Annotated in this window: 8 protein-coding genes and 1 pseudogene; 8 read left to right on the forward strand and 1 reads right to left on the reverse strand. The window is 45.5% G+C overall.

Translation table 11 applies throughout. The annotated features are described in order from the left end of the window. Positions 1-427 precede the first annotated feature (427 nt). From gltB to P7F88_RS24305, 8 genes and pseudogenes are all read left to right on the forward strand, one after another. Positions 428-4978 carry a glutamate synthase large subunit gene (gene gltB, locus P7F88_RS24270; RefSeq protein WP_277829057.1) on the forward strand — a complete coding sequence of 1517 codons (4551 nt, stop codon included), beginning with the start codon at positions 428-430 and terminating at the stop codon, positions 4976-4978. Next, complete coding sequence (locus P7F88_RS24275; protein ID WP_277829059.1) at positions 4978-6450, forward strand: glutamate synthase subunit beta; 1473 nt, start codon at positions 4978-4980, stop codon at positions 6448-6450. The genes gltB and P7F88_RS24275 overlap by 1 nt, the downstream gene beginning before the upstream one ends. A 197-nt stretch (positions 6451-6647) precedes the next feature. After that, positions 6648-8492 carry a putative nucleotidyltransferase substrate binding domain-containing protein gene (locus P7F88_RS24280; protein WP_277829061.1) on the forward strand — a complete coding sequence of 615 codons (1845 nt, stop codon included), beginning with the start codon at positions 6648-6650 and terminating at the stop codon, positions 8490-8492. Next, positions 8492-9205 (forward strand): exonuclease domain-containing protein, encoded by a 714-nt coding sequence (locus P7F88_RS24285; RefSeq protein ID WP_277829062.1) that lies wholly within the window; start codon positions 8492-8494, stop codon positions 9203-9205. Before P7F88_RS24280 ends, P7F88_RS24285 begins: the two co-directional genes overlap by 1 nt. Positions 9206-9287: 82 nt before the next feature. Then, complete coding sequence (mtnN, locus tag P7F88_RS24290; RefSeq protein WP_277829063.1) at positions 9288-9983, forward strand: 5'-methylthioadenosine/S-adenosylhomocysteine nucleosidase; 696 nt, start codon at positions 9288-9290, stop codon at positions 9981-9983. Positions 9984-9996: 13 nt separating this feature from the next. After that, positions 9997-10949, forward strand: a pseudogene (locus P7F88_RS24295) (cobalamin biosynthesis family protein). Then, positions 10936-11763: a vitamin B12 ABC transporter substrate-binding protein BtuF gene (gene btuF / locus P7F88_RS24300; protein WP_277829273.1), complete on the forward strand. Its 828-nt coding sequence runs from the start codon at positions 10936-10938 to the stop codon at positions 11761-11763. The pseudogene P7F88_RS24295 and the gene btuF overlap by 14 nt, the downstream one beginning before the upstream one ends. A 92-nt stretch (positions 11764-11855) precedes the next feature. Continuing rightward, positions 11856-12476, forward strand: a complete 621-nt coding sequence (locus P7F88_RS24305; RefSeq protein ID WP_277829085.1) for a TRIC cation channel family protein — start codon at positions 11856-11858, stop codon at positions 12474-12476. Between the two features lie 51 nt (positions 12477-12527). Here P7F88_RS24305 and P7F88_RS24310 read toward each other — a convergent pair whose 3' ends face one another. After that, the gene (locus P7F88_RS24310; RefSeq protein WP_277829087.1) at positions 12528-13007 is read right to left on the reverse strand and encodes a CinA family protein; all 480 of its coding nucleotides are present in this window, start codon (positions 13005-13007) and stop codon (positions 12528-12530) included. Positions 13008-13034 lie beyond the last annotated feature (27 nt).

Consider the following 13034-nt stretch of genomic DNA (forward strand, 5'->3'; position numbering starts at 1 on the left):
ATTAATAATCAATAAAGATGCATTCTTTTTAGGAAAACACCCATATTCCAAAACATATATGTGCTTGTTATTCATTACCTTCTTAAAAAAATTTGTTCAAGGTCAACTTTTATTGGAATTAAGCTACAAAAAAAAGTAGGATGTCTGAACGTTCGCGGATAATCCCTGCAGGTATAGCTTAAGGATTATCGTGTGATATGTATTGTGATAATCCTAACCTACCTATATAAACCACTAGATTGTGGATAAATAACCAAGGATATCACTAGGGAAATGTTTTCTTCACAAACTTTGATTCCTGTGAAGAACGGAAAGGATTCAGGCTTATGCACAGATAAGCTAAGTTCGAATAACTTTAAGGATTAAGGCAGAAATGCTCTAAGCATTAGGCATATTGCGCCTTAAATTTAACTGGAAGGATGTATCTATGGTAGATAGAGAGCAAAAAGCACAAGGTCTTTATACTCCTGAGCTGGAGCATGACGCTTGTGGTATCGGTTTTGTTGCTCACTTAAAAAACCGTAAATCTCACGAGGTCGTGACCCAAGCACTGGATATGCTTGCGCGCATGGAGCACCGAGGCGGTCAGGGTTGTGACCCTAGCAGCGGTGATGGCGCGGGTATTCTTTTACAAAAACCCCATGAATTCTTACTTGAAGAGACAGTAAAGCTAGGTATTAAGCTGCCGTCTTTCGAAAAGTATGGTGTTGGTGTCGTTCTGTTTCCTAAAGATGAACATAAACGTCAGCAGTGCCGTGATATCCTGGAACGCAACGCTCGCCGCCTGGATCTTGAAATCCTTGGCTACCGTGTGCTTCCGGTGGATAACTCTATGCTTGGTGCTGATCCACTGAGTACAGAACCTCAATTTGAACATGTATTTATTTCTGGTGGTCCAGGCGTAACACCAGAAGAATTAGAGCGTAAGCTATACGTTCTGCGTAACTATACCGTTCGCGTATGTTTGGAAAGTGTTTCAAATATTAAAGATGAATTCTACATCAACTCTATGTCTTATAAGACGTTGGTGTACAAAGGTCAGCTAACTACAGAGCAAGTACCTCAATACTTCCTCGACCTTGGTAACCCAACCATGGTTACCGCGCTTGCACTAGTACACTCTCGCTTCTCAACAAACACATTCCCAAGATGGCGTCTGGCTCAGCCTTTCCGTTATATCGCTCACAACGGTGAAATCAACACCGTGCGCGGAAACCTGAACTGGATGAAGGCTCGTGAAGCCATTCTTGAATCAGAGCTGTTTACTCAGACCGAAATTGACATGCTTCTTCCTATTTGTCAGGAAGGAATGTCGGATTCATCTAACTTCGATATGGCGCTAGAGCTTCTGGTTCTTTCTGGTCGTAGTCTGCCACATGCGCTAATGATGATGATTCCTGAAGCATGGCAGGAAAATAAGAACATGGATCCAACTCGTCGCGCGTTCTATCAGTACCACGCGAACGTAATGGAACCATGGGATGGCCCGGCTTCTGTATGTTTCACTGATGGTGTTCAGGTTGGTGCGACACTTGACCGTAACGGTCTGCGCCCTTCTCGCTACACAGTGACAAAAGACGATTTCCTTGTAATGGCATCAGAAACTGGTGTTGTTGAGATCGAGCCAGAGAACGTTGAGCATCACGGTCGCCTGCAACCAGGTCGTATCTTCGTTGCCGACCTTGAACAAGGCCGCATCATTTCTGACGAAGAAGTGAAAGATGGCATTGCATCCGCACAGCCGTATGAACAATGGGTCAAAGAGAACCTACTTTGCCTGAAACAGCTTCCTGAAGCTGATAACCGTCACCACCAGCCTTCTCAAGAGCGTCTGCTGCATACTCAGCAAGCATTCGGCATCTCTTCTGAAGAAGTGAACGAAATCATCGTTCCTCTTGCTCGTGATGGTAAAGAACCACTAGGTGCAATGGGTGCAGACTGGCCGCTAGCGGTACTTTCTCACCAGTCACAGCATCTTTCTAACTACTTTAAGCAGCTGTTTGCTCAGGTAACCAACCCGCCAATCGACCCGATTCGTGAGCGCATGGTTATGTCACTGAATACTTACCTTGGTAAGGATCAGAACCTGCTGACGGAATCTCCGGAACACTGTCAGAAAGTTGAGCTTTCTTCTCCTGTGCTTTCGAACTCAGAACTAGAAAAACTACGCGCTATCGATAACGAGCACCTTCAGGCGAAAACGCTGGATATCGTATTCCGTGCCAGCGAAGACGAAGGCAAGCTGGAACGTGCACTTAAGCGTGTATGTCAGTACGCGGAAGATGCCGTTGTTGACGGTTACTCAATCATCCTTCTGACTGACCGTGCAATTAACTCTAACCACGCGGCTATTCCAGCAATGCTGGCAGTCGGCGCGGTTCACCATCACCTGATCCGTAAGGGTCTGCGTGCGAAGTGTGACATCGTTATCGAAACGGCTGATGCTCGTGAGACGCACCACTTCGCAACTCTTTGTGGTTACGGTGCAAACGCAGTTAACCCATACCTTGTTCTGGAAACCATTGTTGATCTTCAGAAGAAGAAAAAACTGGATCCAGAAGCTTCTGCAGAAGAGCTATTTGATAACTACCGTAAAGGCATCAATGCTGGCCTGCTTAAGATCTTCTCTAAGATGGGTATCTCAACACTTCAGTCATACCACGGTGCACAGATCTTTGAAGCACTTGGTATCAGCAAGTCTGTCGTTGATAAGTACTTCACTGGTACTGTTTCACGTATTCAGGGTCTGACAATCGATGACATCGCAAAAGAAGTGATCGTTCGTCACCGTATTGGCTTCCCAACTCGTGAAATCCCAATCCAGCGTCTAGACGTTGGCGGTGTTTACCAGTGGAAACAACGTGGTGAGAAACACCTGTTTAATCCAGAAACAATCTCTCTGCTACAGGAATCTACCCGTAACAAGAATTACGACCAGTTCAAGAAGTACGCTAGTGCTGTTGATTCACAAGGTGATGATGCTGCGACACTACGTAGCCAGCTTGAATTCGTTAAGAACCCAGCTGGCTCAGTACCGCTGGCTGAAGTAGAGCCAATTGAAAACATCCTTAAGCGTTTCGCTACAGGTGCAATGAGCTTCGGTTCTATCTCTTATGAAGCACACTCAACACTAGCAGTTGCGATGAACCGTATCGGTGCTAAGTCGAACTCTGGTGAAGGTGGTGAAGATCCTGCTCGTTTCGAAAGAAAAGAGAATGGTGACTGGGAACGCTCTGCGATCAAGCAGGTTGCATCTGGTCGCTTTGGTGTAACTTCTTACTACCTAACTAACTCTGATGAAGTTCAGATTAAGATGGCACAGGGCGCGAAGCCTGGTGAAGGTGGTCAGCTACCGGGTGATAAGGTAGATGACTGGATCGGTGCAACTCGTCACTCCACTCCGGGAGTTGGCCTGATTTCGCCACCGCCACACCACGATATCTACTCAATCGAGGACTTGGCTCAGCTAATCTACGATCTGAAGAACGCAAACCGTGCTGGCCGCGTAAACGTGAAGCTGGTATCTGAAGCGGGTGTAGGTACTATCGCATCTGGTGTAGCAAAAGCGAAAGCTGACGTTGTACTCATCGCTGGCTTTGATGGTGGTACAGGTGCATCACCAATCTCATCTATCCGCCACACTGGTCTTCCTTGGGAGCTAGGTTTGGCTGAAACTCACCAGACTCTACTGAAGAACGGTCTGCGTAACCGTATCGTTGTTCAGTCTGATGGCCAGATGAAGACACCTCGTGACCTTGCAGTAGCAACACTTCTTGGTGCTGAAGAGTGGGGGATCGCAACAGCAGCGCTTGTTGTTGAAGGCTGTATCATGATGCGTAAGTGTCATAAGAACACCTGTCCAGTTGGTATCGCAACTCAGAACAAGACGCTTCGTGAACGCTTTGATGGCCGCGTAGAAGACGTTGTTACCTTCTTCCAGTACATGGCTGAAGGTCTGCGTGAAATCATGGCTGAACTTGGCTTCCGCACTATTGACGAAATGGTTGGTCAGTCTCAGAAGCTAAAAGTACGCGAAGATGTTAAACACTGGAAATACACTAACCTAGACCTGTCTCCGGTTCTGTTTGTTGAACCTGCTCGTGAGTCAGATGGTGTTTACAACCAGATTGAACAGAATCACCTTCTTGAGGAAGTAGTTGACCGTAAGCTTATCTCTCTTGCTACGCCAGCTCTTGAGAAAGGCGAAGCTGTTGATGCTGAGCTTCCGATCATTAACACCGACCGTAGTACTGGTACTATGCTGTCGAATGAAATTTCGAAAGTATACAAAGATCAGGGTCTGCCACAGCCAATGAACGTGAAGTTCAACGGTTCTGCAGGTCAGTCATTCGGTGCCTTCCTTGCTAAGGGCGTTAAGTTCGAAGTTGAAGGTAATGCGAACGACTACTGGGGTAAAGGTCTGTCGGGCGGTACTCTGGTACTTTACCCAGATGCTAACTCTACGATTACTGCTGAAGAAAACATCGTTGTAGGTAACGTATGTTTCTACGGTGCTACCTCTGGTGAGTCCTACATTCGCGGCCTTGCTGGTGAACGTTTCTGTGTACGTAACTCAGGTGCTAAGGTAGTTGTAGAAGGTGTTGGTGACCACGGTTGTGAATATATGACTGGTGGTATCGCTGTAATCCTTGGCTCAACTGGACGTAACTTTGCTGCTGGTATGAGTGGTGGTACAGCGTACGTATGGGACAAAGCCGGTGACTTCGAAGCAACTAAGCTGAACCCTGAACTTGTTGACCTGGATCCAATCGAACAGGAAGACAGAGAGCTACTAGAAACCATGCTAACCAAGCATATTGAGCTGACAGGAAGTACCGTTGCTAAAGCGTTCCTTGATGACTTTGACGCTAACCTTGCTCAGATGGTTAAGGTTATGCCGCGTGACTACAAAGCGGTACTAAATAAGCGCAAGGCAGAAGCTGAAGCAGCATCTCAGGAAGAGTTGGAGGCAGTATAATGGGTAAGGCTACTGGATTTTTAGAGCATGGTCGTGAACTGCCACAGAAGATCGACCCAAGTGTTCGTATTGAAAACAACAAAGAGTTCGTACTAAACGAAGAGTTTGGTGAGAAGATCAATGATCAGGCTTCTCGCTGTATGGACTGTGGTGTGCCGTTTTGTCATAACGGCTGCCCTATCGGCAACATCATCCCGGAATTTAACGATGCCGTATATCGTGACAGCTGGGAAGAAGCATGGAACATACTAAGCAGTACAAACAACTTCCCGGAATTTACTGGTCGTGTTTGTCCTGCTCCGTGTGAAAGTTCTTGTGTTCTGGGCATTAACCAGGATCCAATTACCATCTGTAACATCGAGAAGACCATCGTAGAAACAGCGTACCGTGAAGGGTACGCTAAACCTAAGAAACCGCGTATGCGCACTGGTAAAACAGTGGCGATCATCGGTTCTGGTCCTGCGGGTCTTGCTGCCGCTGAACAGCTAAACAGTGCAGGTCACTGCGTGACTGTTTACGAGCGTGATGAAAAAGTAGGCGGCCTGCTACGTTTCGGTATCCCTGACTTTAAGCTAGGCATGGATATCATTGACCGTAAGATCAATATCATGGAAGAAGCGGGTATCGTATTCGAAACCAACGCTCACATCGGTGTTGATATCAACGCTCAACAACTACGTCAGGAATACGATGTTGTGCTTCTGACTGGTGGCTCTACCGTTCCTCGTGACCTGCCAATCCCAGGCCGTGAGCTGAAAGGTGTTCATTTTGCGATGGAATTCCTAGGTCAAAACAACCGCCGTGCAAACAACATGGATCTGAAGACCGAAGAGATTCACGCAAAAGGTAAGCACGTTGTGGTTATCGGTGGTGGTGATACAGGTTCTGACTGTGTTGGTACTTCTAACCGTCACGGTGCAGCAAGTATCACTCAGGTGGAGATCATGCCAATGCCACCAGAGAAGCGCACAGCTAATATGCCTTGGCCTCAGTATCCTATGATTCTTCGCACCTCTACTTCACACGAAGAGGGTTGTGAGCGTCATTGGAGCATCCTGACCAAAGAGTTTATCGGCGACGAAAATGGTAATGTTACCGGCCTTCGCATTGCGGATATCGAGTGGGAAGAAGCGAAACCAGGTGTTCGTCCTAACTTCGCTGAAATTCAGGGAACAGAGCGTGAAATTCCATGTGATATGGCATTCCTTGCAATGGGCTTCTTGCATCCTGAACCAAACGGTGTTCTGGCTCAGCTGGATATCAAACTGGATGAGCGCGGTAACGTGGCGACCGATGGTTTCGCAACAAATCAGCAAGGCGTATTCGCAGCTGGTGATATGCGTACAGGTCAGTCGCTTGTTGTTCGCTGTATCAACGAAGGACGTGAATGTGCTCGCGCAGTCGATGAATATCTAATGGGCAACACAAACCTTGAAGCGAAAGCAGACTCTCAAATGCTGTCAAACGCATAAGGGCATTAGCTTTCAGGTAAAAACTATTATAGATAAAGTTTCCTTCCAAAACTTTATATTTGGCCAGCTTTCGAGCTGGCCTTTTTTGTATTTGAGCTTAAATGAACCAGCTAAGCTTGAACATACCCGGAAAGATGTAAACGTTTCCATTTTAGTGATATAAATAGCCTAGCGTCTATTTACTGAACAGGCTTATTATGTCGGAAACTCTTATACCTAACATCGAGCTGTTTATCTCAGGTATCGACCCATTTAGCAGGCTACCTCAGCCACTACTGGATCGTGTTACCTCATCTATAAAAGTTATCTACCTTGCTAAAGGGGAAATTATTCCCCCAGCACAGTCGGACGATGACAAGTATCTGTATATCGTCAGAACAGGTGCCGTAGAACAGAGACTTAATGATGGAGCCCTGAGAGGAAAGTTAGAGGAAGAAGATGTTTTTGGCTTCAGTCTGTTCTCTGAATCTGAAACTCGTTATCAAATAAAAGCGATCGACAACTCTCTGCTGTATCTTGTTCCGTCAGAGACTATCCATCATATCCAGAAGCAATATCCTGAGTATGCGGAGCATTTCACAGCCAAACCAGAGGATAGGATCCGATCGGCTGTCGATTCAACATGGAGCGACGTAAACAGCAGTTCATTTTTCAACACCGTAAATCAGGTTGCCAGCGAGCGGTTCACTCAGGTTGATGCAGAGAGCTCAATTAGAGATGTCGCTATAACAATGCGCAGTGAAAGAACCCGTTGCGCCATGGTCCTGGAATGTGGAAAGCTGATTGGTGTTATTACCGATGCTGATATGACCTATCGCGTAGTTGCAGAAGATATCAATACCTCATTGCCAATAACACAGATCATGAGCCCGGCTCCAATAACCATTTCACCTGACCAAACAGTGTTTGAAGCTGCCATATCCATGATGGAACAGCATATTAAGCACTTACCTGTAGTCAAAGATGGTAAGGTGGTAGCCTTATTATCTCTTCACCAGCTTTTTCAAAACCATAGAATTCAAGCGATCTATCTAATAGATAAAATAAAAAAATCCCGAAGCGAAAAAGAGCTGGCAAAACTGGCCGGGGATAGAAACAGAATATTCAAAGAACTGGCAAATGATAAAGTACCAGCGGATCTAATCAGCACCATACTCAGTACTATCATGGATAGCTTCAATCAGCGACTTATTGATATTGCCATCGATAGATTGGGCCCAGTACCCTGCGATTTTGCCTGGATTGTATCCGGCTCTCACGCTCGCAAAGAAGCCCATATCCTATCCGATCAGGATAGTGGCATTATCATGTCCAACGATGCTACAGCGTCAGATAAATTCTATTTCCGCCATCTAGCTATGATAGTAACCAAAGGAATGGCGCTTTGTGGCTATGAACTATGTTCAGGCAAATTTATGGCGGTTACACCTAAATGGTGCCAGCCCTTATCTGTATGGCAGGAGTACTATAAGAAGTGGATCAAAAGCCCTGAATATGAACGCTTACTTAATCTGAGTGTGTTTTTAGACATCAGAGTCATCTACGGCAACCGAAATTTTGGAGATGTCTTATCTGGTGACTTTAAAGAAATGACATCTGAACGCCACTTTCTCGTTAAGCTTATCAATGATGCTGCAGCCAACAGAACGCCACTTGGTGTATTTCATAACCTGGTTTTGACTAAGAATGATAACGATGAAAAGACACTGAATATCAAGCGCTACGGAATTAATATCATAGTAGACCTCGCGCGTATCTATGCACTTTCAGCTAAATCAGATGCCTGCAATACCAGAGAAAGGCTTATTGACGCCAATAAGGCTGGGCTAATGACGGACGCCACACTAAAAAATATTCTGAGTGTCTATGACTTCTTAAATAGTTTCCGTTTCTCTTATCAGGTCGATCAACTAAATAAAGGGGAAACTCCTGACAACAATATTAATCCAGATTACTTTGGTAGCTTCGAGCGCAAACATATTAAAGATGCATTTCGCTTAATTGATGACATGCAACAAGCAGCCAAAATGAGATTAAACTGATGCTTAGATTTCTGAAGCAGAGAGACCAATTAAAGGATCTGGCCTCAATACGCACGAAATACACTAAACACCCCCTACCTGATGTTGTATACGAAAATCTCGCGGCTTTGGTTCCAGATAGAAATACGCCGTTAGAGCAACTCTCATTTCTGGTTGTTGACTTTGAAACAACCGGATTCGAACCCGAGAAAAGTGACATCATCAGTATGGGCTGGGTCGAGATATCACACCATCAGATTGACTTTGCCACCTCGGAGCATATCTACGTCGACAATAGCAACAATATCAACCATCAAACTGCAGTGATCAACCATATAGTTCCGCAAATGGTGAGAGATGGAGTTTCTCTTGAGTCAGCAGTTCTTCAACTGCTTGAACGCTCCAGGAACAAGATATTAGTGGCTCATGGAAAAATCATTGAAAAACGATTTCTTGATTTCTATGCGCAAACACACCTCAACATTCCTGAACTGCCACTTGTCTGGATAGACACATTAAGGATTGAACAATGGCGCTCATTAGAAAAGGGAAAACAATGGAATAAAGATAATCGGTTGACCTCAGTGAGAACCGAATATAACTTACCGCAATACGCAGCGCACAACGCCCTTATAGACGCTATAGCAACTGCAGAACTACTACTCGCTCAGTTAGCACATACCTATAAACACAAATCAGGAAAATTTGGACACCTATTCAAAATAAGTCAGTAACCGACTGTTCTCAGAACGTGTTGGCCGAATGTAAAATATGCTACTATCCTGCGGTTATTATCTGAAACCAAAGAGTATATCTATGAAAATTGGCATTATCGGCGCGATGGAGCAAGAAGTTGCAATTCTTAAAGGTTCATTGGCGAACTGCGAAGAACTAAAAAAGGGCGGCTGCACTTTCTATCAGGGCCAGCTAAACGGTGTTGACGTTGTGCTTCTTCAGTCTGGTATTGGTAAAGTTGCTGCAGCAGTTGGTACAGCAATTCTTTTAGATCAGTTTTCGCCGGATGTAGTTATAAACACAGGCTCCGCTGGTGGCTTTGACTCATCTCTTAACCATGGTGATGTCGTTATCTCTACCGAAGTTCGCCATCACGATGCAGATGTTACTGCATTTGGTTATGAAATGGGCCAGATGGCTGGTCAGCCAGCAGCATTTAAAGCCGACGAAAAGCTTATGCAGGTAGCTGAGCAGGCGCTAGAACAAATTGGTGACAAACACGCTGTTCGCGGCCTGATCTGTACTGGCGATACTTTTGTTTGCACAGAAGACCGTCAAAACTATATCCGTACCCATTTCCCTTCAGTTATCGCAGTAGAGATGGAAGCATCAGCTATCGCTCAGACTTGTCACCAGTTCAATGTACCTTTTGTGGTAGTACGTGCAATCTCTGATGTTGCAGATAAAGAATCTCCAATGAGCTTTGATGAGTTCCTGCCTCTTGCAGCGAAGAGCTCTTCAGAGATGGTTGTGAAAATGGCTGAACTTCTGAAGTAATAAACAGGTAACCATGCAAGATCTATTTGATCAGATATACAGCAATGGCGCATTGGCAATATTCTGGGGAGCCCTGCTTTTCCACCTTATATTACCTATTCCGCTTTCATCGCACCCGGCAACATTGTGGAGAGCGTTTGCCCGAATCCTTGCGGATAAAGTCAACACAAATCATAGCTACTCACAAAGCCTGATCTCTGGCACTCTTGCATGGTTATTAATGACGGTTCCCGCCGTCATTGTCCTGATAGCACTTCAACCTTTGGTTTGGCAACCGCAGCTATTTGAACTGGCGTTGTTGCTTCTTGCTTTGGATTGGCGTAATAGCGAAAAGCTGGCAAACGGGCTGAGTGACGCTCTGACCAAAGAAGATAAAGTTGCGGGACGAAAACTGCTAGAACCTATTCTCAATAGAGAAGTGTCTACCCTCTCCCCACTTGGATTAGGTAAAGCTGGTGCAGAAACTGTCGTACTTGGGTTTAGCCGTAATGTAATCTCGGTGCTGTTCTGGTATGGGTTGACAGGAGGAATAGGTGCATTTACTTACCGGCTAATTCAGGAGCTATCACGAGCCTGGTCGCCAAGCAGACAAACCTTCCTCCCTTTTGGCCTTCCTGCTGTCAGAATGCTGGCTGCAATGGATTATCTACCACACAGATTATTTGCGCTGCTAATCGCATTAGGCAACAAAGGGGCTGGAATAGTTAAGCAGTTAAAGGTAGAAGGAAGCGGTTGGCCGACTCCGGGTCCTGGCTGGCTACTTGTTGCTGTAGGCGGAAAACTGGAGCTCTCCTTAGGTGGGCCTGCTATTTATGCAGGAAAAAAACCATCAGACCTAAGCTCGGCGGACGCATTGCACCTTCAGCGATTCATTTAGGACAAATAAAGAAACTACTAGCATGGAAAGGACTTATCTGGATTATCATTCAAAGCCTGATTATGCTTGCCATAAATCAGGGAATCTGACTTGAGATCAATACTGTTACTCTTCTTAGCCTGTATCTACTCTCCTCTTTCATCTGCCATAGAAAGGGTCATATCATTAGCTCCGTCATCAACCGAACTCGCATATGCAGCTGGCCTCGGTAAACAGATGATCGCAGTAAGCGCATTCAGTGACTACCCAGAAGAGGCAAAATCACTGGAAAAAGTAGCCGCTTACAACAGCATCAATATAGAACGAATTATCGCGTTAAACCCTGATTTAATCGTCGCCTGGCGCTCGGGGGCATCTTTAAAATCCTTGAAGCAGCTGGAAGACCTGGGATTTGAAATCTTCTATACAGATACAGAAAAGCTGACAGATATCGCCTCAAGAATCGAGGAATTAGGAAAATATAGCAATAACCCAGAAATAAGTATCACCGTTGCTAAACAATTTAGAGATAAGCTTCACCAGCTTCAAAGCCAGCACCAGAGCAAGAAACCGATACCCTACTTCTATCAGTTAAGCGGCTCACCGATATTTACCATTGCTCAGTCCAGCTGGCCTAGCGAAGTATTTGAGCTTTGTGGTGGCATCAATATATTTGAGCAAGCGCCCAGCCCATACCCTCAGGTTGGTCTTGAGCAAGTACTTGCCTACGCACCGGAAATTATCTTTACATCTGCTCATGCAGTTCAGGATACCAGCCAGTGGATGATTTGGCAGGATCAGGTTCCTGCTGTTGCAAATAACCGTATATGGTCATTGAATGCAGACTGGCTTAATAGGCCTACCCCACGCTCACTATATGCCGTTGAAGAGGTTTGTAAGTTCTTCGATAAAGCTCGACAATAACTTAGTCTGAAGCCTAACAAAACTATTACTTTTCAAATTAAAAAAGTATCGTAAAATCTAGCCTCTTTTAGCAACCTGATTACTTATTGAACATGGATTCATCCTTATTATACTTTTTTGACATGTTCGGGACCGCTATCTTCGCGATTTCCGGAGTACTCCTGGCAGGGCGACTAAAAATGGATCCTTTTGGCGTGATGGTACTAGCGAGCGTAACTGCGATTGGTGGTGGCTCAATCAGAGATATGGCACTGGGAGCAACGCCTATCTTCTGGATAACAGACCCTGCATATATCTGGGTAATATTGGTAACCTGCGTACTTACAATGGCTTTAGTCAGACGGCCTAAACGACTCCCCTGGTACGTACTTCCGGTGTGTGATGCGATTGGCTTAGCTGCCTTTGTCGGAATCGGAGTAGAAAAAGCGTTACATTTCCAGGACTCTTATCTGATCGCCATCATCATGGGTGTGTTAACCGGCTGTGGCGGCGGTATTATTCGCGATATTCTGGCGAGAGAAGTCCCTATGGTGCTGCGAAGCGAGGTTTACGCAACTGCCTGTATCCTAGGTGGCATATTCCACGTTTCGGCTTTATCGTTAGGTTATGAAACCAACGTTGCATTTTTATCCGGCGCAATATCCACCCTGATCATCAGGCTGGGTGCGATCAGGTGGCATCTGTCTCTTCCTACTTTTGCTATCAACCGATAACAGCTGTTATACGCAGATACATTGAGGTTCCCTATTCAGCGGAACCTCAATTTATTTCAAAAGCTTTTCAATGCCTTCTAATGCATGGATACATGCCTGGTATCTGACAGATGCCCTGTCACCATCAAACAGGCAACACTCCTGAATAGATTTATCCTTGCAGTGCCAACCAAACCAAACAGTACCTACTGGTTTTTCTTCACTCCCACCCGTAGGGCCTGCGATACCGCTGATGGATACCGAGATGGTTCCGTTAGAGTTTTTTACTGCACCCTCAGCCATCTCTTTTACTACCTGCTGACTAACCGCTCCAAAGTTATCTAACGAGTCAGCAGTCACCCCCAGCATTTCCATTTTGGCTTCATTGCTATAAGTGATAAAAGCACGGTCGAACCATGCAGAACTCCCCGAGATATCTGTTACTGCGGCGGCTACACCACCACCAGTACAGGACTCAGCAGAAACCATAACGTCACCACTTTGAAGCAGCATAGCCCCAACCTGTTCACTTAACTGTTTTAACCTGTCCATAAATCCCCTTTTCATCTTGCCAGTTGA

This window comes from Vibrio hannami (assembly GCF_029589055.1).
Taxonomy (GTDB): domain Bacteria; phylum Pseudomonadota; class Gammaproteobacteria; order Enterobacterales; family Vibrionaceae; genus Vibrio; species Vibrio hannami.

What these genes read in the sequence shown, in the direction of transcription:
- P7F88_RS24280 (WP_277829061.1), top strand. Translation starts at nt 6,648, where the DNA reads ATGTCGGAAACTCTTATACCTAACATCGAGCTGTTTATCTCAGGTATC.
- mtnN (WP_277829063.1), top strand. Translation starts at nt 9,288, where the DNA reads ATGAAAATTGGCATTATCGGCGCGATGGAGCAAGAAGTTGCAATTCTT.
- P7F88_RS24275 (WP_277829059.1), top strand. Translation starts at nt 4,978, where the DNA reads ATGGGTAAGGCTACTGGATTTTTAGAGCATGGTCGTGAACTGCCACAG.
- P7F88_RS24305 (WP_277829085.1), top strand. Translation starts at nt 11,856, where the DNA reads ATGGATTCATCCTTATTATACTTTTTTGACATGTTCGGGACCGCTATC.
- P7F88_RS24285 (WP_277829062.1), top strand. Translation starts at nt 8,492, where the DNA reads ATGCTTAGATTTCTGAAGCAGAGAGACCAATTAAAGGATCTGGCCTCA.
- gltB (WP_277829057.1), top strand. Translation starts at nt 428, where the DNA reads ATGGTAGATAGAGAGCAAAAAGCACAAGGTCTTTATACTCCTGAGCTG.
- P7F88_RS24310 (WP_277829087.1), bottom strand. Translation starts at nt 13,007, where the DNA reads ATGGACAGGTTAAAACAGTTAAGTGAACAGGTTGGGGCTATGCTGCTT.